At 60.3% G+C, this 22,530-nt stretch carries 27 protein-coding genes; all 27 read left to right on the forward strand.

Annotated features, from left to right (window positions below; all coding sequences use genetic code 11):
- Positions 1-356 precede the first annotated feature (356 nt).
- Positions 357-701, forward strand: a complete 345-nt coding sequence (locus PF1751_RS07235; RefSeq protein ID WP_044286785.1) for a phage holin family protein — start codon at positions 357-359, stop codon at positions 699-701.
- Positions 702-895: 194 nt separating this feature from the next.
- Positions 896-1,453 (forward strand): hypothetical protein, encoded by a 558-nt coding sequence (locus PF1751_RS07240; RefSeq protein ID WP_044286786.1) that lies wholly within the window; start codon positions 896-898, stop codon positions 1,451-1,453.
- Positions 1,454-1,457: 4 nt separating this feature from the next.
- Positions 1,458-3,482 carry a phage terminase large subunit family protein gene (locus tag PF1751_RS07245; protein ID WP_044286787.1) on the forward strand — a complete coding sequence of 675 codons (2,025 nt, stop codon included), beginning with the start codon at positions 1,458-1,460 and terminating at the stop codon, positions 3,480-3,482.
- A 1-nt stretch (position 3,483) separates the two neighbouring features.
- Complete coding sequence (locus PF1751_RS07250; RefSeq protein WP_044286788.1) at positions 3,484-3,690, forward strand: phage head-tail joining protein; 207 nt, start codon at positions 3,484-3,486, stop codon at positions 3,688-3,690.
- Positions 3,690-5,171 (forward strand): phage portal protein, encoded by a 1,482-nt coding sequence (locus PF1751_RS07255; RefSeq protein ID WP_044286789.1) that lies wholly within the window; start codon positions 3,690-3,692, stop codon positions 5,169-5,171. The genes PF1751_RS07250 and PF1751_RS07255 overlap by 1 nt, the downstream gene beginning before the upstream one ends.
- Positions 5,168-6,298: a head maturation protease, ClpP-related gene (locus PF1751_RS07260; protein ID WP_044286790.1), complete on the forward strand. Its 1,131-nt coding sequence runs from the start codon at positions 5,168-5,170 to the stop codon at positions 6,296-6,298. Before PF1751_RS07255 ends, PF1751_RS07260 begins: the two co-directional genes overlap by 4 nt.
- The gene (locus PF1751_RS07265) at positions 6,295-6,633 is read left to right on the forward strand and encodes a head decoration protein (RefSeq protein ID WP_044286792.1); all 339 of its coding nucleotides are present in this window, start codon (positions 6,295-6,297) and stop codon (positions 6,631-6,633) included. Before PF1751_RS07260 ends, PF1751_RS07265 begins: the two co-directional genes overlap by 4 nt.
- 63 nt (positions 6,634-6,696) lie before the next feature.
- Positions 6,697-7,692: a major capsid protein gene (locus PF1751_RS07270; protein WP_044286793.1), complete on the forward strand. Its 996-nt coding sequence runs from the start codon at positions 6,697-6,699 to the stop codon at positions 7,690-7,692.
- Positions 7,693-7,694: 2 nt separating this feature from the next.
- Positions 7,695-8,015, forward strand: coding sequence for a head-tail joining protein (locus PF1751_RS07275; RefSeq protein ID WP_032889615.1), 321 nt, complete (start codon positions 7,695-7,697; stop codon positions 8,013-8,015).
- Positions 8,012-8,668, forward strand: coding sequence for a hypothetical protein (locus tag PF1751_RS07280; protein WP_044286794.1), 657 nt, complete (start codon positions 8,012-8,014; stop codon positions 8,666-8,668). Before PF1751_RS07275 ends, PF1751_RS07280 begins: the two co-directional genes overlap by 4 nt.
- Positions 8,661-9,179: a hypothetical protein gene (locus tag PF1751_RS07285; protein WP_044286795.1), complete on the forward strand. Its 519-nt coding sequence runs from the start codon at positions 8,661-8,663 to the stop codon at positions 9,177-9,179. The genes PF1751_RS07280 and PF1751_RS07285 overlap by 8 nt, the downstream gene beginning before the upstream one ends.
- Positions 9,176-9,751, forward strand: a complete 576-nt coding sequence (locus PF1751_RS07290) for a phage baseplate assembly protein V (RefSeq protein ID WP_044286797.1) — start codon at positions 9,176-9,178, stop codon at positions 9,749-9,751. The genes PF1751_RS07285 and PF1751_RS07290 overlap by 4 nt, the downstream gene beginning before the upstream one ends.
- Positions 9,752-9,797: 46 nt before the next feature.
- On the forward strand, positions 9,798-9,989 hold the full coding sequence (locus PF1751_RS07295) for a hypothetical protein (RefSeq protein ID WP_044286799.1): 192 nt from the start codon (positions 9,798-9,800) through the stop codon (positions 9,987-9,989).
- 5 nt (positions 9,990-9,994) lie between these two features.
- Positions 9,995-10,321: a GPW/gp25 family protein gene (locus PF1751_RS07300; protein WP_044286800.1), complete on the forward strand. Its 327-nt coding sequence runs from the start codon at positions 9,995-9,997 to the stop codon at positions 10,319-10,321.
- A complete protein-coding gene (locus tag PF1751_RS07305) occupies positions 10,318-11,205 on the forward strand; it encodes a baseplate assembly protein (protein ID WP_044286801.1) in 888 nt (295 codons plus the stop codon). The genes PF1751_RS07300 and PF1751_RS07305 overlap by 4 nt, the downstream gene beginning before the upstream one ends.
- Complete coding sequence (locus PF1751_RS07310) at positions 11,202-11,807, forward strand: phage tail protein I (protein ID WP_044286802.1); 606 nt, start codon at positions 11,202-11,204, stop codon at positions 11,805-11,807. The genes PF1751_RS07305 and PF1751_RS07310 overlap by 4 nt, the downstream gene beginning before the upstream one ends.
- Complete coding sequence (locus PF1751_RS29345; protein WP_080923186.1) at positions 11,804-13,870, forward strand: phage tail protein; 2,067 nt, start codon at positions 11,804-11,806, stop codon at positions 13,868-13,870. Before PF1751_RS07310 ends, PF1751_RS29345 begins: the two co-directional genes overlap by 4 nt.
- Positions 13,871-13,873: 3 nt before the next feature.
- A complete protein-coding gene (locus tag PF1751_RS29410) occupies positions 13,874-14,545 on the forward strand; it encodes a tail fiber assembly protein (protein ID WP_226994542.1) in 672 nt (223 codons plus the stop codon).
- 98 nt (positions 14,546-14,643) lie between these two features.
- On the forward strand, positions 14,644-15,810 hold the full coding sequence (locus PF1751_RS07325) for a phage tail sheath subtilisin-like domain-containing protein (protein WP_044286803.1): 1,167 nt from the start codon (positions 14,644-14,646) through the stop codon (positions 15,808-15,810).
- Positions 15,811-15,823: 13 nt separating this feature from the next.
- On the forward strand, positions 15,824-16,327 hold the full coding sequence (locus PF1751_RS07330) for a phage major tail tube protein (RefSeq protein ID WP_044286804.1): 504 nt from the start codon (positions 15,824-15,826) through the stop codon (positions 16,325-16,327).
- A 14-nt stretch (positions 16,328-16,341) separates the two neighbouring features.
- The gene (locus tag PF1751_RS07335) at positions 16,342-16,644 is read left to right on the forward strand and encodes a phage tail assembly protein (RefSeq protein ID WP_044286805.1); all 303 of its coding nucleotides are present in this window, start codon (positions 16,342-16,344) and stop codon (positions 16,642-16,644) included.
- 140 nt (positions 16,645-16,784) lie between these two features.
- Complete coding sequence (locus PF1751_RS07340) at positions 16,785-19,268, forward strand: phage tail tape measure protein (RefSeq protein ID WP_044286806.1); 2,484 nt, start codon at positions 16,785-16,787, stop codon at positions 19,266-19,268.
- 9 nt (positions 19,269-19,277) lie between these two features.
- Positions 19,278-20,123, forward strand: a complete 846-nt coding sequence (locus PF1751_RS07345; protein WP_044286807.1) for a phage tail protein — start codon at positions 19,278-19,280, stop codon at positions 20,121-20,123.
- Positions 20,098-20,304, forward strand: coding sequence for a tail protein X (locus PF1751_RS07350; protein WP_044288107.1), 207 nt, complete (start codon positions 20,098-20,100; stop codon positions 20,302-20,304). Before PF1751_RS07345 ends, PF1751_RS07350 begins: the two co-directional genes overlap by 26 nt.
- A gap of 16 nt (positions 20,305-20,320) precedes the next feature.
- A complete protein-coding gene (locus PF1751_RS07355; RefSeq protein WP_044286808.1) occupies positions 20,321-21,364 on the forward strand; it encodes a phage late control D family protein in 1,044 nt (347 codons plus the stop codon).
- 63 nt (positions 21,365-21,427) lie between these two features.
- Positions 21,428-21,991 (forward strand): glycoside hydrolase family 19 protein, encoded by a 564-nt coding sequence (locus tag PF1751_RS07360; protein ID WP_044286809.1) that lies wholly within the window; start codon positions 21,428-21,430, stop codon positions 21,989-21,991.
- Positions 21,973-22,515 carry a lysis system spanin subunit gene (locus PF1751_RS07365; RefSeq protein WP_044286810.1) on the forward strand — a complete coding sequence of 181 codons (543 nt, stop codon included), beginning with the start codon at positions 21,973-21,975 and terminating at the stop codon, positions 22,513-22,515. The genes PF1751_RS07360 and PF1751_RS07365 overlap by 19 nt, the downstream gene beginning before the upstream one ends.
- The last annotated feature ends 15 nt before the right edge of the window (positions 22,516-22,530 follow it).

Raw genomic sequence — 22,530 nt, forward strand, 5'->3', positions numbered from 1 at the left:
GCACGCGTGCTTTTAGCTTTCTCTCTATACACAAGAGAAAAGTAAAAAAGGTAAGGCAGTAGGGCAGAGCCCCGTATTCAGGCGCCTGTAGCTGTCCTACTTCGATCCAGAATAGTGGGACAGGTCAGACAGGGCACCAGAAGCGATAGCCGATTGAATGCGTTGTCCCTGCGTTACACCTGCGTCATACCTGTATTGCACCCGTATTGCGCCATGGCATTAAAACCCGCTTGCTGCCACCGGAATCGACCTGTAAAAAGTACCCATCTTCGATAGGTGCGACCGCAAGCAGCGGGACTCACCACCACACTGAACCCGGCCATTGCGCCGGGTTTTTGCGTTTATGGGGTAGGGCGATGACAAACGAGCAGCAAGCGCTTATTGAGATGCCGATCTGGATGGTGATCGTACTGTCCCTGGTCGGCGGGATTTCCGGCGAGGCATGGCGGGCCGACAAAGCGGGGGTGAGCGGTTGGTCCTTGGTTCGCCGCTTGGTACTCCGCTCAGGGGCCTGTGTGGTCTGCGGGCTTTCCACCATGATGTTGTTGCACGCCTCGGGCATGTCGGTCCTGGCGGCGGGGAGCATCGGCTGCCTTACCGCGATGGCCGGGGCCGATGTCGCCATCGGCTTGTACGAACGCTGGGCCGCCAAGCGGTTGGGCGTGTGCGACGTGCCACCCTCGGGTAGTAGTCAGGGGTGATGCGCTGGAGGCCACGGAATACGTGGCCTGCACCAAAATCGGGCGTCGAAAAGTCGCCGGGGACCCTGGCGGCATTCGAGGGACACGGGGCATGAAACCCGCGGGAAAGTGTTAGCGGACAGTTCACCAGCTTAGTGAACTGAGGTGAACAGGTGAACTACCCCGGATTCACTGGGTGAACAGGAGATTCCATCATGACCGTAATCAGCAAAACGGAGTTTGCGGCACGACGTGGTTGGGCCAAATCTTATGTTTCCAAGTTGGCTAATCAGGATCGCCTGGTGCTGACCGATGACGGCAAGGTCGAACTGGAAGCCACTGAAGCGCTGCTGGCTGAGTCGGCGGACCCCAGCAAAGCCGCCGTTGCCGACCGCCACAACCGGCTTCGCCTTGAGCGAGAGGCGCAAACAGCCGCCGAAGAACCTGCGGTGCCGCAAGTTGGGCAGGCGGCAGACTTTCAGAAGTCTCGTGCCCTGCGAGAGCACTATCTTGCACTTCAGGAGCGAGACAACTATCGCAAACAGCAAGGCACCTTGGTGGACCGCGAAGCAGTGGAAATCGGCGCCTTCAATGCGGGTCGTCTGTTGCGTGACCAACTGCTAGGGATGTCGCCACAACTCGCGCCGGAGCTGGCTGCAATGACTGACCCTTGGCAAATTGAAAGGCATCTGACCGCCGCCATACGGCGTTCGCTGGAAGACGCTGATCGTATGTCTTCCTCTGACTTTGAACATGCACTGACGACGAGTTAAGCCCATGCACACGGAAATTTCTGATGGTGCGGAGGTGTACCGTGAGGCGTATTTCCGTGGCCTGCAGCCCGATCCGGATGTTTGGATTGACCAGTGGGCTGACGAGTACATGCGGATCCCGCGTGATACGGGGGCCGCTGAACCAGGACAGTACCGCACATCGCGCACACCATATGCCAGGGAACCGATGCGTTGCCTTTCGCCGGCTCACCCCTGCAAACGCGTAATCACGATGGTCGCCTCGCAGTTGATGAAAACGCAGATCGGATTGAATTGGATCGGCGGCCTGATCCATATGGCACCATCAAACATCCTTGCGCTGCTGCCTAGCCTTGGATTGGCTAAACGGGTTTCGTCCCGAATCAGCAAGACCATCAAGGCTACGCCTGTGCTGCGTGAGCGTGTTGCCTCAAGTCGGTCGCGAGACTCACGCAATACCATGGACACTAAAGAGTTCGAGGGTGGGGCGTTGTATGTCACCACCGCAGGCTCCGCTGCCAACCTTTCAGAATTGTCGGCGCGGTATGTATATGGCGATGAGATCGACCGCTGGGAAGTGGATATCGGTGAGGAGGGGGATCCTATTGAGCTGGCAGAAACACGGGGCAGCACCTTTGGCCGCAATGCCAAGTTCTACTTCTCCAGTTCGCCAACGATCAAGGGCGCCTCGCGCATCGACGATCTGTTCGAGGGCAGTGACCAGCGTTATTTCTACGTACCGTGCCCGACATGCGGGCACATGCAAACGTTGGAATGGGAGCGGCTCCACTATTCGAAAGACTACAGAGTCGTGCATTACGAGTGCGCGGCGCCGGATTGTGATGTGCTGATTGAGGAACACCACAAGGGTGACATGCTTGCCCGTGGCGAGTGGCGCGCCCATGCCCAGGGCGATGGAGAGACGGTTGGTTTTCACCTCAATGCGTTGTATTCGCCACTGGGCTGGATGGATTGGAAGTCTCTCGCCAAGCAATTTGAAAAGGCCAAAAAGGCGCAGGTCAAAGGCGACCTGGAGCCCATGCAAGTGTTCTACAACACACGTCTTGCTAAGGTCTGGGACAGCGCGCAGGAACAAACTAAGGCTGCCGTCCTCATTGCACGGGCACGGCTGGAGACCTATGGGGTCGGCTCGATGCCGTTGGGTGTACTGATGCTGACTGCCTCTGTCGACGTCCAGGCTAATCGCCTGGAACTGATGGTCATGGGCTTCGGGGTTGGTATGGAACGATGGGTCATTGACCACCAGGTCATTTGGGGCGATCCGGCGAATGAAAGCACCTGGTCTGTGCTTGATGACAAGCTCAAGGTTCGCTACCGGCATCCGTGCGGTGTGGGCTTGGCGATCCTCGCTACAGCGGTCGACTCCGGTGGTCACCACACCGACGAGGTTTACCAGTTCTGCCGCCTGCGTCGCTGGCGCAACGTGTTAGCGGTCAAGGGGGCGAGCAAGCCCGGCAGGAACGTAATCGCGCAACGTCCTTCGATGATGGACGTGACCTGGAAAGGGCAGACGGAGCGTAACGGCGTTGAATTATGGTTCGTTGGTACCGACACCGCCAAGGACTGGATCTACAACCGTTACTCGTTCGAGTCAGGCCCAGGGGCTTTGCACTTTGCCAACGACTTGCCAGATGAGTTTTTCGAACAATGCGTTGTTGAACGTAAGGTTACCCGCTACATCAAGGGCCACAAGCGCATCGAGTGGGTCAAGGGCAAGGCTGAGCGCAACGAAGCGCTCGACCTGATGGTGTATTGCCTGGCGATGGCGCATTACCTCGGCATCAACCGCTACCAGGAACACGACTGGGAGCGGGTGCGACAAGCGCTGGCGCAAGCCGGTTTGTTCGACGATGTGTTGGGCGTCAAGCCCGTGCAGGGCAAGCGCTTCGACGCTGACGAAACACCGGAACCAGTTGCGGCGCGTCAGTCGCTACCCGCACCGCCACCTGCTGCACCTGTCGCCCAATCGCGACCCGCTGACCCCCCTCAACGCCGCAGCTCCACCAGCGGTTACCTGAAGAGACGCTGATATGTCGTTTACCCCCAAGCACCTCGAAGTCATCGAGCGCGCCATTGCACGCGGTGAAAAGACCGTGCGCTACAGCGACCGCACGGTGGAGTACCGCTCTATCGACGAACTGCTCAAGGCCCGTGACGAGATCCGCACGTCGCTGAGCCAATCCGCCGGGCCGCGCTCTCGCGTGATCCGGCTTACCCACGGAGGCAAGGGAATCTAATGGCCCGACATTATCCGACGCTGACCCGTAACGGATTCTTGCTGCCGTCGAATATTAAGGCCAGTTACGAAGGCGCCGGTGAGGGCCGACGCTCGGCCAGTTGGGAAGCCACCGACAACGGCATCAACAGCATCAACACCCCGGCGTTGCGCAACCTGCGGGCACGTTCGCGGGCGGCGGTGCGCAATGACCCGTATGCGTTCAACGTCATCGACAAGCGCGTCAGCAACCTGATCGGCACGGGCATCACGCCCAGGCCTGCGACTGAAGACGCAGATCTGCGCAAACTCCAGCAGCAGCTCTGGGATGACTGGGTGGACGAAGCGGACGCCGATGAGCTGACCGACTTCTACGGCATGCAGGCCCTGGTGGCGCGCACCGTGGAAACGGCCGGCGAGTGCTTTGTGCGGTTGCGACCGCGCAGCCCAAGTGAAGGTTTGGCGGTGCCGCTGCAGCTGCAGGCGCTGGCCCCTGAGTTTGTCCCACACGACAAGTTCGAGACGGCCAAAAACGGCAACGTGATCCGCGCCGGGATCGAGTTCAACCCGGCCGGCAAGCGTGTGGCGTATTGGATGTACCTGTCGCACCCACGCGATTCGTCGTCGTTGAATGTCGGTTACAACCAGTTGGTGCGTGTTCCGGCGGCGCAGGTGCTGCACATCTTTGAACCGATGGAACCGGGGCAGTTGCGCGGCGTGCCACGTTTGGCCCCGGTGCTTAAGCGCCTGCGCAGCCTGGACAACTACGACGACGCGGTGCTGTTCCGCCAGGAGGTGGCGAATCTGTTCGCCGGCTTCATCAAGCGGCCAGCCCCGGACAGCGGGCAGCAACCACGCGACCCTGTCACCGGGCAACTGCTGACCACTGACCGCGACGGCTTCACGCCGATGGTTGCCCTGGAGCCCGGCACCATGCAGGAGCTGGGGCCAGGTGAAGAAGTGGAGTTCTCCAAGCCACCAGACGCCGGCAACAACTACCCGGACTTCATGCGTCAGCAACTTATGGCTGCGGCGGCGGGTTCGGGCACGCCTTACGAGATCCTCACCGGCGACATGCGGGAGGTCAACGACCGGGCGCTGCGCGTGGTGCTCAACGAATTCCGGCGCCGTCTGGAGCAACTGCAATTCGGCGTGTATGTGCACCAGCTGTGTCGCCCGGTTCGCGCTGCCTGGATGGACATGGCGGTCTTGTCCGGCGCCCTGGTGCTGCCGGACTACGCGCAACGCCGCCGCGAATACCTCCGCACACGTTGGGTGCCGCAAGGCTGGGCCTACATACAGCCGGTTCAGGACGTACAGGCGCGACGCATGGAAGTGCAAGCGGGCTTTGGTTCACGCAGTGAGATGTGTCTGCGCAACGGCTACGACGCGGAAACCATCGACGCTGAAAACGCTGCCGACCTCGCTAGGTCCACGGATCTCGGACTCAACTACACGACTCTTGATGCCATCGAGCCTATTGATGACAAGGAACAACCATGAGCAAAAAAGCCAAGCCCCGCGTTTATGACATGGCGGGCAAGCAGGTCAAGGTCGCCGACAAAAGCTGGTACACGCTCCAGGCCAGCGGCGAGGCTGAGCAACGCAATATCGAGATTTTCGTGTACGGCGAGATCGGAGCCTGGGGCGTCACTGCTAATCAATTCGTGCAGGATCTGCGCGCCATGGATGACGGCGCGTCCCCGGTGATAGTCGCGTTCAACAGCATTGGCGGTGATCTCTTCGACGGTCTCGCGATCCACAACGCGTTGTCCCGGCTGGGCGAGCGCTGTACGGGTCGTATTGATGCCCTCGCGGCGAGCGCGGCCAGTGTTGCGGTGTGCGGCGCTCACCGGGTAGTGATCGCGGCCAACGCCATGCTGATGATCCACAACCCCTACACCTTCACCGGTGGAGATGCTGAAGACTTCCGCCGCGTCGCCGATGTGTTGGACCAAACGCTGGAAGCAATCATCGCTGCCTACAAAGCCAAGGCGCCCGACATCGACGAAGCCGAGCTGCGGCGCATGGTCAACGCTGAAACCTGGCTCACGGCCAACGAGGCGGTAGCGCTGGGCCTGGCCGATGAAGTGGGCGACGGCCTCAAGGTCAGCGCCTGTCTAGGCCAGGGTAGCGTCCTGCAGCGTTTCCAGAATGCCCCGCCTGAATTGCTCGCCCAATTGGACGAAGAGCCGGAAGTTGAACAACAGGAGCCCGATCCTATCCCCGTACTGGATGCGGCCAAGCTGGCGCTGATGGTCACACAGGGTTGTGCTGCTGCGGGCATTGGTAACCTGGTGGATCCGATACTCGCTGCGACGAAGCTGGAAAGCGAAGCGGTGATCCAGGCAGCACTGACCAATGCAAAAGCCTTGCACGGCCTCTGTGTCGCGGCACGCCTGCCAGAGCTGACGGGCGAATTTATAACCGCCGGACTCGATGAAGCTGCAGTCCGTGCGCGTCTCTTCGACAAGCTGGTAGGCAGCGGCGGGGGGTTCGAAATCAACAACAGCCTGCCGCTGGACGATGATCCAGCCCCGGCGATCAAGGCCAAGCAGGTCGACACCCAATCAATCTGGTCCAGCCGTCAGGCGGCACAAAACGGTAACTCGAAAGGAGCAAGAGCATGAAAACTGAATCGATGCACGCAGGCGAGTTCCTGCTGTCCGAGGGCGCAGGCAACATCTCCCGCGAAGCGATCAACGTCGCCGCCGGTGCCGCTCTGGAGCCGGGTCAGATCCTGGGCCTGGTCACTGCCACTGGTGAGTTTGCGCCGTATAAACCGACGGCTGAGGATGGCAGCGAGAACGCTGTCGCGATCCTCTATGGACCTTTGAGCGAGTCGGATGTTGTGCGGCGCGGTCGTGCCATCGTACGGTTGGCGGAGGTCAGTGAAGCGCATTTGACCGGCCTCGACCCTGCGGCCGAAAAAGCCTTGAACGCTCAACACCTGATCGTTCGCTAAGACGTTCCCCCCTATTTATGCATCCCGCCCAGTGCGGGATTTTTCGTTTCTGGAGAGTACCCCATGGCCGATATCGCCATTTTTGAAGACGATGCGTTCAGCGTTTCCTCGTTGACCGCTGCAATCAATGATCAGGAATACCTGCCGGGCCGCATCAGCAGCCTCGGCCTGTTCCGCGAAGAGGGCATCAGCACCCTGACTGTGCAGATCGAGAAGGACGGCGACACTCTGGCCCTGGTGCCGGCGGGTGAGCGTGGCACTTCGGGCATGGTGGTCGGTGCGACCAAGCGTCAGTTGATTCCGTTCAACACCGTGCACCTGCCGGAACGCTTCACCATCAAGGCCGACGAGATCCAGGGCATTCGCGCGTTTGGTACCCGAAGTGAGTTGCAGGCCGTGCAGGACGTGGTCAACAAGCGCCTCGCGAAAGCGCGCCGCCAGTTGGATGCCACCCACGAGTTCCAGCGCATGGGGGCGTTGAACGGTCAGGTACTGGACGCCGATGGCAAGACAGTGCTGTTGGACATTTATAAATCCTTCGGCGTGAATCGCCAGAAGCTGCAGATGGGGCTGAACAGTCAAGACACCGAGCTGCGGGTCAAATGCGGCGAAGCGCTGGACATGCAGGAGGAAGCCCTCGGCAGCGTCACCAGCAGCGGCTCCCGCGCGATGTGTGGCAAGAACTTCTGGAACAAGCTCATCGTGCATAAGTCGGTCAAGGAGACCTATCTTAATAGTCAGCAGGCCGCTGCGCTGCGCGGTGATGCCCGTGAAAGCTTCGAGTTCGGCGGGATCGTCTGGGAGCGTTATCGCGGCAAGGTAGCGGGTGTTGCTTTCGTCCACGACGACAAGGCCCTGCTGATCCCTGAGGGCGTGCCGGATTTGTACATCTCGTGCTTCGCGCCGGCCGACTACATGGAAACGGTCAACACCCAGGGCATCCCGTACTACAGCAAGATCGAGCCAATGCAGTTCGGCAAGGGCGTGGCCGGTGAAGCCCAGTCCAACCCGCTGCACTTGTGCACACGACCTCGGGCGCAGATCCTGCTGGAACTCTGACCGTGGCCTTCCGCGAGCTGATCGACGACATCGACGACGTGGTGTTCGACACCTTGGGCGACAGTGCCCTGATCGAGGGCCGCGCCGAGCCGGTGCTAGGCATGTTCGCGGCGCCCTGGAAAGCGCCGCAGTTCGGCAAGGTCCACACCGGATTACGCGAGCCTCGCTTTGAGATTCGCGTGAAAGATTCGGACGGCCTGAGCAAGGGCCTGCGGGTCACCATCGACTTGCCGACACTGGACGGCGGGGGCGACTACGACCTGCTGCAGCTGGAGCCCGGTGGCGATGGCCTGGTTGCCCTGATTCTGAGGAAGCGTCCATGAGTGTCGGCACTTACGTTCAGCACAAGCGCGACAGCGGGATGATCAACATTCAGCCGTCAGCGGTGCATTCCCAGGCCTTGCGCGAGTTCGGGCAGTTGGTGCCCAAGGCTGCAGCGGCGGCTCAGCGTCGTGCGATCAACAAGACACTGGGATGGCTGCGTACCCACATCGCCCGCGCCGTGGGCAAGCAGGAACGCATCGCCATCGGCGCTGTCCGTCAACGCCTGCGGGCATACCCGGTCAGCGGCGGGGCAATGCGCGGCAAGTTGTGGTTTGGGGTCAATGCCATCGAGGCAAGCCGGATCGGTAAGGCCCGGCAAACCCGTGCTGGCGTCTCGGTGGCTGGGCGGCGTTATCAGGGGGCGTTCTTCAAGCAAGTGTATGGAAGCAGTCCTGACATCTGGATCCGCACGTCGAGCAAGCACTTCAGCGCCTCGGACTACCCCGGCAGCACTCTGGGCCGGCGCAGCTCGGGCTTTATCGCGGAGAGCGACAACCGCTTCCCACTGGCGAAAGCCAAGGTCTCGCTGGACCAGGTGCGACCGCACTTCGACAGCTGGGTGAAACGCGCTGACGAGCGCTTGCTGGAGATCCTCAAGCAAGAGCTTAACTTTGAATTGCAGAAGTACCTCAAGGGGACCGCCCGTGTCTGATCAACCTTTTAGCCTCGAAAGGCTGTATGAGGCCATCGAGCAGCACCTGCAGGAGAAATTGCCGGGGATCCAGGGCGCATCGTTCTGGCCGGATCTGTCGGCTGACACCAGCATCCCCACGCCTGTGGTGCTGCTGGAAATGGCCGAGATGGAACCCGCACCGGATATCGGTACCGGTGAAACCTCGCTGACCTGCAAGTTCGAGGCGCGGATCATCGTCGATTCGATCAGCGGAGATCCGCAACGGCAGGCCGTGCAGTTGGCCTCCCAACTTGCGGTGCTTCTGCGTGGGCAGAGCTGGGGGTTGGAGGTCGACTGCGCCGAGTTTGTTCGATCCTCCCAGGATTGGACCAAGCCCGAACTGGATGGCTACTTCGTCTGGCTGGTGGAGTGGGACCAGACGGTTTACCTGGGGGCCGAGGAATGGCCGTGGCCGGATGAACCGCCGGGTTCATTGGTCATCGACATGGGACCGGGGGTTGGGCAGATCAAACCGGAGGATCTGCAATGAGCTACGCCAGTGCCCAGCATGACCGCATGATTGCCTCGACGGTGATGCCCTGCGTGGTGGTGGCGGTGGATCTGACCACCGCCATGGTGCGTGTGCAGTCGGGTGACTGGACCAGCGCCTGGGTGCGTTGGCACAGCCAGGCGGCAGGTAAGGCGCGCCACTGGCGAGTGCCGAGCCTGAAAGAGCAGGGCGTGTTGATCAGCCCAAGCGGTGAGCCGGCGATGGGTACCTTCATCCCTGGCTTGTACGGCAATGCAGGCGCCCAGCCGGACAACCGCGACCACGTCGAGGTGTGGCGTTTCGACGACGGTGGTTCGTTGGTCTACGACTGGCAGGCCCATAGCTACACCATCGACCTGCCGGTGGGCAACGTCACGGTCAAGGTCGGCGGGTCTGTGCTTGAGATGACGCCGGACAGCACGCGCTTGGTGTCGGGCGAGATCAATCTGGTGGGCACCATCACCATCGACGGTACAACCCAGATTAACGGCAAGTTGAATACGACCGGCGACATCAACAGTGCTGGAAAGGTCATCGACGTCGGCGGCAACACGCCGAACCATAAACACTGATCCCGACCCGCCTAGTGCGGGTTTTTCGTTTTAGGAGCATCCATTGATGAGCAGGAACAAACCCGACAGCCAGGACGAGATTGGGCCCGGCCGCGTGTTTCGCGACACGCTCTTTACCTCCCGCACATTGGTGCTGCCCGATGGCAGCACTATGGCCGTGAGCAAGGCCCGCGTGACGGCCACCACCGACGAGCAGCTCGCTTTCCTTATGACCCACCCGGAAATGGTGCAGGAGTAACCCTGATGATCGGAATGGATCGCCGCACCGGTCAACCGCTGTCCGGGCTCGACCATCTCCGGCAGTCCATCGGGGACATTCTCTCCACGCCGGTCGGCAGTCGGCGGATGCGACCTGAATACGGTAGCCAGATCCGGCGCTTTGTCGACTTGCCGGTTAACGCTGGTTGGAAGAGTGCGGTACAGGCCGAGGCGGCTCGCTCGTTGGAGCGCTGGGAGCCGCGGCTAAAGCTCGAACAGGTGCAGGTCGTCGCCATTGTCGGCGGGCGCATCGACTTCAAATTAACCGGTGAATACCAGGGCGAACGCCTGCTGCTGGAGGTGTCGGCATGAGCACAGTGGATTTATCGGCACTGCCGGCGCCGCAGGTGCTGGAGGCCTTGGACTACGAAGCGTTGTACGAAGAAGGGCTTGCAGCCTTTCGTGGGCACATGGGCGACAACTGGTCGGCAGCGCTGGAGAGCGACCCGGTGGTCAAGCTGGTGGAGCTGGGGGCGTACTGCAAGATGCAGAACCGGGCGCGGGTTAACGATGCGGCCAAGGCGCTGATGTTGGCGTACGCCGAGAAGGACGATCTGGACCAGCTTGCAGCCAACGTCAAACTCCAGCGCCTAGTGATTCAACCGGCCAACCTGCAGGCGGTGCCTCCAGTGGAGGAGGTCAGGGAATCGGACGATGCCCTGCGTGAGCGTATCCAACTGGTGTATGAAGGGCTGACCACCGCCGGCCCGCGCAACAGCTACATCTTCCATGCGCGCAACGCCTCGGCGCTGGTGGCCGATGCCACGGCAGAAAGCCCATCACCGGCCGTAGTGGTGGTGACTGTGCTGAGCCTCGCCGGCAACGGCAAAGCCGACCGGGCTCTGCTCGACCAGGTATACGCCAGGCTTAGTGATGATGACATTCGTCCGGTGGGTGACCGCCTTACGGTGCAAAGCGCACAGATCCTGGAGTACCGGATTGATGCGGTGTTGCATATGACCGGTGCCGGTCCTGAAAACGACGCCTTCTTGGCTGAGGCGATCAAGCGCCTCGCGGCCTGGATCAATCCGCGTAAACGCCTGGCTCTGGAAGTCGCCCGATCTGCTATCGACGCGCAGCTGCATGTCGGTGGCGTCGGCCGGGTCGAGCTTAAAAACTGGGTCGACCTGAAACCGACCAAGTTCCAAGCCGCCTATTGCACAGGTTTCAGCGTTGTCCTAGGGGGCTCCACATGACCAGTCTGCTTCCCTTGAACAGTACACAACTGGAGCGCGCCATTGAGGCCGCCCTGGCTGAGAAAACCGAGATCCCGCTCCGTACCCTATATAACCCTGACACCTGTCCGGCGCATCTGCTGCCTTGGCTGGCCTGGACCTGGTCGGTCGACCGCTGGGACAACAAATGGTCGGAAGCCGTTAAGCGTTCCGCCATCCGCTCCGCGTTTTACGTGCATGCCCACAAGGGCACCATCGGCGCGTTGCGCAGGGTGGTCGAGCCGCTCGGCTACCTAATCGAGGTGCTGGAGTGGTGGCAGACCACGCCCAAGGGCATTCCCGGCACTTTCGCCTTGAAGGTCGGCGTGCTGGATACCGGCATCACCGAAGAGATGTACCTGGAGCTGGAGCGTCTGATCGACGACGCCAAACCCGTCAGTCGGCCGTTGACCGGACTCGCGATTAGCCTCGAAACCCAAGGCGCCACAAACATCGGTGTCGCCCTCTACGAAGGCGACGTAATCGACGTCTACCCACCCGTGCAACGTGACATCGAAGTCACGGGCTACATCGGCGTGGTCGGGCGCGAACACAGCATAGACACTCTGGACGTTTACCCATGATTGATCGCAACTCGCAATTTATGGCGATCCTCACCAACGTGGGGGCCGCGAAGCTGGCGAACGCCAACGCCCTGGGCATTCCTTGGAATCTCACTGCGCTGGGGGTGGGGGATGCCAACGGCACTGACCCAATCCCAAGTGCAACCCAGACCAAGCTGATCAACGAGCAGCGGCGGGCGCCACTGAATCAACTGCGCGTCGATCCGGTTAACGCGGCGGTGATCATTGCCGAGCAGGTGATCCCGGCAGACGTCGGCGGCTGGTGGATTCGCGAAATCGGTGTGTACGATTCGGACGGCGACCTGGTCGCGGTTTCCAATTGTGCGCCTAGCTACAAATCGTTGCTGGACCAGGGATCAGGCCGCACACAGATTGTGCGGATGAACTTCATTGTTTCAAGCATCAACAACATCGTGTTGAAGATCGACCCCGCCATCGTCCTGGCGACTCGCGAGTGGGTTGATCTAGCGATCACCGAGGCGATCAACAAGCAGGACTTCAAGCATTCAGTGTTGGTGGCCACCACGACCAACATCGTTTTGAGTGGCATTCAGACTGTCGATGATGTGTTGTTGTCAGATGCCGATCGTGTTTTGGTGAAAAATCGGACACTGGCGAAGGACAACGGGATTTACATCGTATCGGCCAGCGGTGCCTGGAAGCGTGCCCAAGATGCTGACACGAGTGTCGAGATGACACCGGGCTTGTTTGTGCACGTTGAGAAAGGTACCGCCAACGGTGACAGCGTCTGGCAACTGGTGACGGATGCCCCGATTGTCCTGGGCACTACGCCGCTGGTGTTCGAGATGGTCGCCGGGCGCACGGGCATTGTGGCGGGTACCTACCGTAGCGTGACCGTGGACAAGCTCGGTCGCGTTATTGCGGGAACGAACCCCACGACACTCGCTGGCGCGGGTATTACGGATGCCATGCCGATTGGGACGGGTGGTTTGATGACCAGCGCTCCGATGGTCGCGGGCGCAATCTCAGGCCTTCCTACAACTCAGTTTTTTGCGGCTTCGGAAGGTAACACTACTGATATTCCGGCAAGTATGACCTATGCAGTAGGTCTGCATATAAAGTATCCGGGTCCGGCTGGGGCTTACTGTCTCGATATTGTATCAAGTGTTACTGCGGAGGATTTTAGAATTAGGTACACGGGCGCCGGTGGGCCCGCTGCTTATCGTGTTCTGTGGCACTCTGGCAACTTTACTCCGGACTCAAAAGTAAACGGGGATGACGCTACTGGCGTAGGGTTTGCGTCGGCAAACATTGAATACCCGTACATTTGGAGCAAGACTGCCAATGCTGCTATTTTTTTGCAAAGGCGTCTTGACTTTACACCTGTTCAACAGGGCGGCGGGATCGGGCAGGCCACTAATAAAGTTAAAATTGGGTGGTCCTCTAATGGACTTAAAGCAACAGTAGATGAAAGCGATCTTGGATTCATTTGGTGTGAAAACAACTTCAAGCCATCTGAATACATTAAAAAAGGACAAAACGTCCCCTCGTTTTCAAATCCGACCTTTGGTTCGGGGAATACTGGCGCTATAGGTACAGTTAACACGGTTAATACGGGTTCTTTTCAAGTTTCCAACGAGGGCAATGCAGCCGCATCAGCGTCTATATGCTTTCACCGTGCGGGCGTCTATGCAGCCTATTTGGGTCTTGATACGGACAATCAGTTTAAGGTTGGTGGCGCATCTATGGGCCTGGTGGCCCACACGCTTTGGCACTCCGGTAACAGGCCGAAAGACACTGCGCTTCTCGCTGCTAACGGCTGGAGTAAGAACGCAGACACTGGAGAAATCAAGCAATGGGTTGAGGTCATAGTCGATGATATTTCATCTACGAAAACCTTGAGCGTAGCGTGGCCTTTTAAATTTCCCAACCGATTTTTAAATGCGCAGATTACTTTTAGGATTCCTTCAAGTACTGGCTGGTGTACGGCAGTAGGCACTTATTATGATGCTACCCCCACGGGTTGCATGATGCGCGTGGAGGAGTGGGCGTCGGTGCTTCAAACGGGGATGGTTGCAATTGTTGAGGCGCGAGGTGATTAACACGTGAAAATATTCTATAGCTGTAAAGAAAATGCGTTCTTCAACGAGGTGTTACACGGAACTCGAACAATTACAGTTCCCGATCCGAATTGGATACAGCCAATTACCCGCGTTCCCGATCCTGAGTGGATTCAGCCAACTGTTTCAGTTCCAAACCCTGCCTGGATCGAGGGGGATGAATCAGTAGGTCAAACTATTTTTGTGCCTGATCCTGACGCAGTGGTGCCGTTAATTGAAACGCCAGATTACAGCGCTGTACCGCCGTTGATTGTAGTGCCCAACCCCAAGTGTTTGTTGCCGCTAGAATCCGAGCTAGTGGACGTTTCTCAGGAAGAACATGACGAAATCTACCGGGTACTTTCGCTGGGCGGGTCGATCCTTGTACCTGACAAAAAGGGGCGTCCGAGTACAGCACCAGCGCCGCCGCCTACAGTAGAGGATCTGAAAAACCGCGGGCGTGCCCTCCGTGACCGGGCGTTGCTGCAGACTGATCCGCTGATCTCGCGTCATCGTGACGAACTGGAGGCCGAGCGCCCTACAACCCTCACTGCCGAGCAGTACAAGCAGTTGCAGGGCTACCGCCAGGATCTGCGCGACTGGCCCGAATCGGAACATTTCCCGGCAGTCGAGTACCGGCCGGTACAGCCGGCATGGCTGGCTGAGTTGATCCAATAACGCCCCGCACTGACGGGGCGTTTTCTTTTCCGTTACGCGTAACACGAACAACCTACGGCCTCGCTTATGCGGGGCTTTCTCGTTTCTGGAGTTCAATCATGAGTGGATTCTTTCACGGCGTCACCGTGACCAACGTCGACACCGGCACGCGGCCTATCGCGGTGCCGTCCTCGTCCATCATCGGGCTTTGCGACACCTTCACGCCTGGTCCCAATGCCAGCGCCTTGCCCAATCAACTGATGCTGATCACCCGCGAGAGCGAAGCCATCGCCGCCTGGGGGCCAGATGCGGCGATCACCAAGGCGGTCAAGGCCATCTATGTTCGCTCCAAGGCCGTGATCGTCGCCTGCGGTGTGGAAAAGCTGGCCGACGCCGCCGCACAGACATCGGCCATCATTGGCGGCGTCCTGGCAAATGGCACGCGAACCGGGATGCAGGCGCTGCTCGACGGCAAAAGCCGCTTTAACGCGCAGCCTCGTTTGCTGGCCGCGCCCAAACACACTGCGACGCTGGCCGCCGCCACGGCGCTTGTGGCCCTGAGTGACAAGTTGCGTGCCCTGGCGATCATCGACGGCCCCAACACAACTGACGAAGCGGCCATGGAGTACCGCGAAAACTTCGGCAGCAAGCGCGTTTTCCTGGTTGACCCTGGCGTGCAGTACTGGGACACCGCGCTCAGTGCCACCATCGACGCACCCAGTTCTGCTTGGGTCGCCGGGCTCTTCGCCTGGACCGATTCTGAGTACGGCTTCTGGGCCTCGCCGTCGAATAAAGAGTTCGTCGGCGTCACCGGTACGGGCCGACCAATTGAGTTCCTAGATGGGGACGAAACCTGCCGGGCGAACCTGCTCAACAACGCGCAGATCACCACCATCATCCGTGATGACGGCTACCGCCTGTGGGGCAACCGCACCTGTTCCAGCGATCCGAAGTGGGCGTTCGTTACCCGTGTTCGGACCATGGACATCGTGATGGACGCGATCCTCTACGGCCACAAATGGGCGGTCGACCGCTCGATCACCAAGACCTACGTCAGCGACGTGACCGAAGGCCTCGCGGCGTTCATGCGTGACCTGAAAAACCAGGGGGCAGTGATCAACTTCGAGGTGTTCGCTGACCCCGTACTGAACACGGCCAGCCAGCTGGAGCAGGGCAAGGTGTACTGGAACATCCGCTTCACCGATGTACCGCCGGCAGAAAACCCTAACTTCCGCGTCGAGGTCACCAACCAGTGGCTGACCGAAGTTCTCGACACCAACGCATAAAGGAGAGCCGACGATGGTTCCGCAAACGCTCTACAACATGAACGCCCATATCGATGGCGTCAGCTTTGCTGGGGATATCACCAGTGTGACCCTTCCCAAGATGACCTTGAAAACCGAAGAGCATCGCGCCGGGGGGATGGATGCCCCGGTCGAGATGGATCAGGGCATGGAGAAACTGGAGGCTAGTTTCGCCGGAAAGGGTGTACGCCCTGAGGCGATGAAGTTTTACGGCCTGGCTGATCAGACTGCATTCAACGCGGTGTTCCGTGGCTCCTTCAAAGGTCAGAGAGGCGCGACCACTGCGGTGGTTGCCACCCTTCGCGGCATGCTGAAAGAGATCGATTCTGGTGACTGGAAAGCCGGAGAAACGGGGGAGTTCAAGTACGCCGTAGCGGTCAGTTATTACAAGCTCGAAGTCGCCGGTCGCCTGATGTACGAGATCGATCCGGTCAACTGCGTCCGGGTTATCAACGGTGTCGATCAACTTGCCAGCGTCCGCCGCGACCTCGGCCTGTAAGGAAAACTCTCATCATGAGCACTTTGAAAAAACTACCTACCTGGCTGACCATCACCTCTGAAAGCGCCGCCATCACGCTGTCTCGCCCAAGCGAAATCAATGGCGTTATGGTCGACCGCCTGACTCTACGCTCCCCCACTGTGCGCGAAGTGCGTGCTGCTAACGCCACGAGCGGCGGCGACGATGAACTGCGCGAGATGCATTTGTTCGCCTCCCTCTCTGAAGCCGGTGCCAAGGATCTGGAGGGGCTAAAACTGACGGACTACCAGCGGTTGCAGGCCGCCTATTTTCGCCTGGTGCAGGACGACGGGGTTTAACGCCGATCTGCAGAAGACGGTCGCGAAACGATTGGCAACGCAGTATTCATTTGCGGCCAGCGAAATCGAGACCATGCCCTTTTCCACGATGATCTGGTGGCTCACGGACTGAGCCCCGCATCCCTGCCCGGAGTGATCACATGGCAAATAACCTGGCGCTCGGCCTGGTCATCGGCGGCGCCGTCAGCTCCACGGTCGGCGCTGCCTTCAAGGATGTTGAGGGCCGCATCAAGAAGCTTGGCGAGACCGGCGCCAAGGCCCGCGTACTGCAGAGCACCATCGGCGACACGATCCGCCTGCGAGACGAATGGAAAAAGGCCCACGACACCGGTGCGGCGTCGGCTGACGGTCTGTTGCGAAAGCTGGAAAACAACCTCAAAACCCTGAAAGAGCAGGGTATTGAAGTCGGCAATCTGCGTAAGGAATACCAGGCCCTCGGCCAGGTAGCGCGTGGCGCCGAACTTAAGGCGCTGGGCCACTCGCAGATCCAGCAGGGCAAGGAGGGCATGAAGAACTCCCTCGGCAAAGCAGCGGCGCTTACTGCGTCGTTGGCGATTCCGACCAAGGTCTCTGGCGATTACCAGGCGCAGATCCGCCAGATGTCGTTGTGGGCACACACCGCCGGTACCGGCGATGAGGCGAAACTGGCGGAGAGCATCAGCAAGGTCGCTGCAGCAAAGGGCATGAGCCAGCAACTGCTCGCGAAATCGGTCGGCGCTTTGATCGAGAAAGGCGTGGACTGGGACGTGGCCACCGCCTATGCCGGGCAGATCGCCGACCTGATCGACGGCCAGGGCATGGAGCCTGAAACCATCGCGACCCTGATCAACTCCTTCAAGGAGGCGGGAGTCAAGCAGGGCGACATGGCGGCGATGCTGGGCCAGGTTGCAGCGGCAGGTGACATCGGCGCGTTCGGTCCCAAAGAGATGGCGCGGTATCTGCCGGCCATGCTCGGCAACATCAAGCGCCTGGGCATGGAAGGCCCCGAGGCGGTGCGCTTCCTCGGGGCCAGCTTGCAGTCGCAGTTCTCGCAAACCCAGGACGCGGCGGCGGCGGCCACCAACATGAACAACCTGCTCAACGCCGTGATCAGCAGCACCAGCCAGGAACGGTTCGCCAAGAAAGGCTACGACCTGGCCGGCTCGATTCTCGCCGCGACCAAAAGCGGTAAGGCGGCGAACCCGGTCGACGCGTTCATCATGCTCAGCGAGCAGTTAATCAAGAAACAGGATCCGGCCAAGGCCAAGAAAATCGAGGCGCTCAAGGCCAAGATAAAGGCTTCGGCGGATGGCAGTGCCGAGGAAGAGCAGGCCATGATCGCTCTGACCGAGGCCGCCGGATTGGCGAACATCGTCAGCGATCAAAGCGCTAGTGCGGGTCTGCTCGCGCAGATCAAATATGGCGACAAGATCAAGGCGGATATGTCGACCATCAAAGACACGGATGGCAAGGCCAAGATCGAGGCTGACGCGGCGAAAGCGCGAGAAACGTCCAACCGGAAGTGGGCCTCCGCGACTGCCGGCATTGAATCATCGATGACGCGTATCGGTGATGCGGTGCGGCCGCTGACGGACATCGCGGCGGACGGGCTGGCGAAAGTGGCGTATGGGCTTGGGGAGTTGGCAGGGAAGTTTCCTACCGTCATCAGCGGTGCGACGGTGCTGGCGGCCGGTGTTGTCGGCCTGGGCGCTGCGATCAACGCAATCAAGATCGGCAAGGGATTACTGAACGTTGGACGTGGTTCGTTGATGGGCAATCCGAATGTGATCCAGCGGGTGTTCGTTACTAACCCCTCCGGTGGCGCTGGTGGGATCGATGGTGGGGATGGGAAGCGGCGCCGTGGCAAGGGTAAGCGTGGGCGCGGTGGTCGAGGGGCTGCCGCCAGCACCGCTGCGGCTGCAGCGCCGCTTGGCGCTACTGCTAGTCGTTTCGCGCCCAAGGCCATGATGGGCAGGGGGCTCGGGTTCGCCAAGGTCGGGGCGCCCATGGCGCTGATCGAGGCTGGGTTGATCGCTGCTGATACCTATCAGAATGCAGAGACCCGCGACGAAAAAGCCGAAGGTTACGGCAACGCTGCTGGGACATTGGCCGGCACGCTGGCCGGTGCTGCTGCAGGTGCCGCCATTGGGTCGGTGGTGCCCGTGATCGGCACCGTCGTCGGCGGATTGATTGGCGGGTTCCTCGGTAGCTGGGGCGGCGGCGAGCTGGGTAGTGCGGTAGGCAAGGCTGCCTTCGGTGGACCGGATAAGCCGATAGAACGCTTGGCTCAGCCTTCGCCATTGCTGCTGCCGAAGCCCAGCGGACCAGGCATTACACGGTTTGCGCAACTGGCGCCGACTCCGGCTACCGGTCCATTGATGGGGGATGTTGCCCGTTCTTTGGCGCCGGCACCATCAGCAGCGGTAGTGCCTGCGTTGCTCAGTGCCGGCGCCGCCGCGAGGCCGGATCCTGCTCGCGTTGAGCAGGCCTGGACGTTCGCCCCAACCATGCCGGTGACAGTGCAGGGTGACGTTAAGGATCCACGGCAACTGGCGCAGGAAATGATGCCGTACATGCGTCAGCTGTTCGAGGAGTTCAGCCGGGAGCAGGCGCGGCGCAACTTGTTCGATGCCCCTCACGTTTAAGGAGTTCTTATGGCTTACATGGAGCAACTGCAATCCGGCTTCAAATCCCTGGTCCAGGCCGGGGAGGCAGGCCGGCACAGCATCGACGGCATGATCGGGCCGGTGAACGGTGCCATTGGCGAAATCACCGGGGCGGCTGATGAACTCTCCAGCATTCCCGGTGTTCCGCCGGACGTGGGCGAAAAGCTGCAGCGGGTGATGCGCGGGATTGATGCGGCGCAGTCCAAGGTCGGCGCGGTCTTGTCGACCTACAGCAAAACGACCCGTGCAATATCGGCCATTGATGAGCGGCTGGGCACCTTGAAGGAACAAGCCGCCCGGGCCAGCACGGCGATCAACCAGGTGGCGGGCAAGGTCAGCCCAAGCCTGGCGAACATTTTGCCCACCAGCGCCTTGGCGCCAAACGCCACGCCCTTGGCGGAAGCGGTGAAGTCGTTCCCGCATCTGTTGATCCTGCAGCCGCTGCAAACCAACGCCCAGCCGTTCTACTTCAACCTAGACACGGCGGCGTTCGACGAACTGCGCCGGCAGACGGAATTCCGCTGGGCCTCGCAAGAGCGCCTCAGTCGTCGACCGGCGCAGCAGGCCGTGGGCATGGGGGAGGAAAAGCTCAGCCTCAAGGGTGCGATCTTCCCCACGTTCAAAGGCGGCCTCAAGCAGCTGGACACCCTTCGCTCCATCGGTGCCCAGTTACTGCCGTTGAACCTGACCACCGGCTACGGCGTAGTCCTCGGCACCTGGTGCTTGCGCAGCCTGGAGGAAGAGCAGGGCGCGTTGCTGGCTGGCGGGATCCCGCGCAAGCAAACTTTCAGTTTGGAGTTCACACGCTATGGCGATGATATGCAGAACGTCTGATGGCGACCTGTTGGATACGTTGTGTTACCAGCATTATGGGCACCTGAACGGTACGATCGAGGCGGTGCTGGCTGTCAATCGGTTGTTGGCGGATGAGCCGCAGCCTTTACGCACTGGGTTGCTGATTACCTTTCCTGATCTCCCTGAGCCTGTGGGCGAGCAGGTGCAGTTGTGGGATTGAATCTCGGAGAGTATCCATGAAACCCGTCTTTCGAATTGTGGCCGATGGGGCTGATATCACAGCCCTTATCAACGACCGCCTTTTGCTGTTGCGCACGCTGGACAAGCCCGGCATGGAGTCGGACGAGTTTGAGTTGCGCATTGATGACCGTGACGGCGCCGTGTCCCTTCCAAAGAAAGGGGCTGCGATTGAGGTCTACCTGGGCTACGACAGCAAAGCACTGGCCCGCCTGGGGCGCTACACCGTCGACGATATTGAGGTCTCCGGCCCACCTGACACCCTGGTCATTCGCGGCAAGGCCAGCGACATGCGTGGCAGCGGCAAGACCACCCGCAGCGGCAGTTGGGAAAATGTGCCGCTGTCCAGGATCGTCAGCGACATTGCCGCTCGCAACGGCTGGAAGCCTGAATGTTCAGTCGCCACGGTGGTGCCTCGGGCGGACCAGTTGAATGAATCGGACTTCAACTTCATCACCCGGCTCGCCAAGGATCACGACTGCACGGCTAAGGTCGCCTACAGCAAGCTTCTGGTGCTGCCTCGCCAAAGTGGACAGACCGCCAGCGGTAAGAGCCTGCCAGCGATCACCATCCGCCGCAGTGACGTCAGCCGCTGGCAGTTCCGCTTCACCGACCGCACCACGCAGAAAGCCGTCAAGGCGAGGTACCAAGACAAGAAAACCGGCGAACTGGTCAATCTGACCCTGGACAACGACGACGCGCCTGCAGGGTTGCCACCCGTTCATACCGACCGGCATATCCATCCGAATAAATCCGCCGCTGAGCAGACGGCCAAAGCCCGACTCGCGGCATTCAACCGCTCCACCGCCGAGGTTCGCCTGGAGATGGTAGGGCGCACCGATCTGTTCGCTGAGCGGCAGATCAACGCGCAGGGCTTCAAGGAAGGCTTGGACAGCGAGTTTCTTGTCGACTCGGTGGAACAGGTGTTCACCCAGTCCGGCTGGAGCACGACCGTGGAATGCAACGCAGGGAAGAAGGGAAAGGCCAAGGCGGCCGGTAAGAAAACGAAGAAGTCCAAGGAGGTCAAAGTCCTGGAACTGTAACTGCCCGTACCTGCTTCACCACCCGCCGCCATCGAGCGGTCTTTTTTTGCCTGGGAAAAAGCGATGTCCATTACCGAGCAACAACTCCAACGCATCATGCCCAACGCCCGCCGCCAAGCGGGCTTTTTTGTATCCGCGCTAAACGCAGCCATGACCAATCGCAAGATCGATACGCCAAAGCGTCAGGCAGCATTCCTCGCCCAGGTCGGTCACGAGTCCGGCCAACTGCAGTACGTGCGTGAACTGGGGAGCGATCAATACCTCAGCAAGTACGATACCGGCCCGCTGGCTGCAAAGCTGGGGAACACGCCTGCTGCTGATGGTGACGGGCAGCGGTACCGCGGCCGTGGGCTGATCCAGATCACCGGCCACGACAACTATCTGCGTTGCAGCCTGGCGCTGTTCGGCGATGAGCGATTGCTGCGCACGCCGGAGCTGCTCGAACTACCGCAATGGGCCGCCGAGTCGGCCGCGTGGTTCTGGTCGATTAACGGATTAAACGCGCTCGCGGATCAAGAGCAATTCAACACCATCACCCGGCGGATCAACGGCGGGCTCAACGGTTTGGAAGATCGTTTGCAACTGTGGGCCAGGGCGAGGGTGGTGTTATGCGTCTCTTCGACCTGATCCCCACGCAATACCGGATTGCGGCGGTCGGCCTGCTGCTGGTGATGTTGGCCGCCGGATCGGCTGCCCTGGCCTGGACCGCTCAAGACTGGCGCTATGGCAAGCAGTTGGAGCACCAGGCCCGGCTCCATGCCGACACCCTCGGCGAGTTATCCCAGGCCGCTGCCGCCCTGCAGCGCAAAGAGCAGGACAAGCGCTTTGCCCTGGAGCAGCGCCTGCACAACAACGACGAAACCCACCACAAGGAATTGACCGATGAGCAAACGAAGCAGGCTCGTCTGCGTGATCGCCTGGCTACTGCTGATCTGCGGCTGTCAGTCGTTCTCGCCGCCACCGAAACCACCGGCAACTGTGCAGTGCGAACCACCACCGCCACCGCCCGCGTGGTTCATGGCCCCACAAGAGCCCAACTTGACCCAGCGCATGCTCAACGAATTATCGGAATCACCGATGCCGGCGACCAAGGATTGATCGCCCTGCGGGCCTGTCAGGCCTACGCAAAAGAAGTCTCTACATCGAAGTAAAAGGAGCGGCCGGGC

Origin of the sequence: Pseudomonas simiae (assembly GCF_000934565.1) — a bacterium.
In the GTDB taxonomy this organism is placed as follows: Bacteria; Pseudomonadota; Gammaproteobacteria; order Pseudomonadales; family Pseudomonadaceae; genus Aquipseudomonas; species Aquipseudomonas simiae.

Bases quoted from the DNA above. Each gene is read 5' to 3' on its own strand.
- PF1751_RS07235 (WP_044286785.1), top strand. From the start codon at position 357: ATGACAAACGAGCAGCAAGCGCTTATTGAGATGCCGATCTGGATGGTG.
- PF1751_RS07240 (WP_044286786.1), top strand. From the start codon at position 896: ATGACCGTAATCAGCAAAACGGAGTTTGCGGCACGACGTGGTTGGGCC.
- PF1751_RS07245 (WP_044286787.1), top strand. From the start codon at position 1,458: ATGCACACGGAAATTTCTGATGGTGCGGAGGTGTACCGTGAGGCGTAT.
- PF1751_RS07250 (WP_044286788.1), top strand. From the start codon at position 3,484: ATGTCGTTTACCCCCAAGCACCTCGAAGTCATCGAGCGCGCCATTGCA.
- PF1751_RS07255 (WP_044286789.1), top strand. From the start codon at position 3,690: ATGGCCCGACATTATCCGACGCTGACCCGTAACGGATTCTTGCTGCCG.
- PF1751_RS07260 (WP_044286790.1), top strand. From the start codon at position 5,168: ATGAGCAAAAAAGCCAAGCCCCGCGTTTATGACATGGCGGGCAAGCAG.
- PF1751_RS07265 (WP_044286792.1), top strand. From the start codon at position 6,295: ATGAAAACTGAATCGATGCACGCAGGCGAGTTCCTGCTGTCCGAGGGC.
- PF1751_RS07270 (WP_044286793.1), top strand. From the start codon at position 6,697: ATGGCCGATATCGCCATTTTTGAAGACGATGCGTTCAGCGTTTCCTCG.
- PF1751_RS07280 (WP_044286794.1), top strand. From the start codon at position 8,012: ATGAGTGTCGGCACTTACGTTCAGCACAAGCGCGACAGCGGGATGATC.
- PF1751_RS07290 (WP_044286797.1), top strand. From the start codon at position 9,176: ATGAGCTACGCCAGTGCCCAGCATGACCGCATGATTGCCTCGACGGTG.
- PF1751_RS07295 (WP_044286799.1), top strand. From the start codon at position 9,798: ATGAGCAGGAACAAACCCGACAGCCAGGACGAGATTGGGCCCGGCCGC.
- PF1751_RS07300 (WP_044286800.1), top strand. From the start codon at position 9,995: ATGATCGGAATGGATCGCCGCACCGGTCAACCGCTGTCCGGGCTCGAC.
- PF1751_RS07305 (WP_044286801.1), top strand. From the start codon at position 10,318: ATGAGCACAGTGGATTTATCGGCACTGCCGGCGCCGCAGGTGCTGGAG.
- PF1751_RS07310 (WP_044286802.1), top strand. From the start codon at position 11,202: ATGACCAGTCTGCTTCCCTTGAACAGTACACAACTGGAGCGCGCCATT.
- PF1751_RS29345 (WP_080923186.1), top strand. From the start codon at position 11,804: ATGATTGATCGCAACTCGCAATTTATGGCGATCCTCACCAACGTGGGG.
- PF1751_RS07325 (WP_044286803.1), top strand. From the start codon at position 14,644: ATGAGTGGATTCTTTCACGGCGTCACCGTGACCAACGTCGACACCGGC.
- PF1751_RS07330 (WP_044286804.1), top strand. From the start codon at position 15,824: ATGGTTCCGCAAACGCTCTACAACATGAACGCCCATATCGATGGCGTC.
- PF1751_RS07335 (WP_044286805.1), top strand. From the start codon at position 16,342: ATGAGCACTTTGAAAAAACTACCTACCTGGCTGACCATCACCTCTGAA.
- PF1751_RS07340 (WP_044286806.1), top strand. From the start codon at position 16,785: ATGGCAAATAACCTGGCGCTCGGCCTGGTCATCGGCGGCGCCGTCAGC.
- PF1751_RS07345 (WP_044286807.1), top strand. From the start codon at position 19,278: ATGGCTTACATGGAGCAACTGCAATCCGGCTTCAAATCCCTGGTCCAG.
- PF1751_RS07350 (WP_044288107.1), top strand. From the start codon at position 20,098: ATGGCGATGATATGCAGAACGTCTGATGGCGACCTGTTGGATACGTTG.
- PF1751_RS07355 (WP_044286808.1), top strand. From the start codon at position 20,321: ATGAAACCCGTCTTTCGAATTGTGGCCGATGGGGCTGATATCACAGCC.
- PF1751_RS07360 (WP_044286809.1), top strand. From the start codon at position 21,428: ATGTCCATTACCGAGCAACAACTCCAACGCATCATGCCCAACGCCCGC.
- PF1751_RS07365 (WP_044286810.1), top strand. From the start codon at position 21,973: ATGCGTCTCTTCGACCTGATCCCCACGCAATACCGGATTGCGGCGGTC.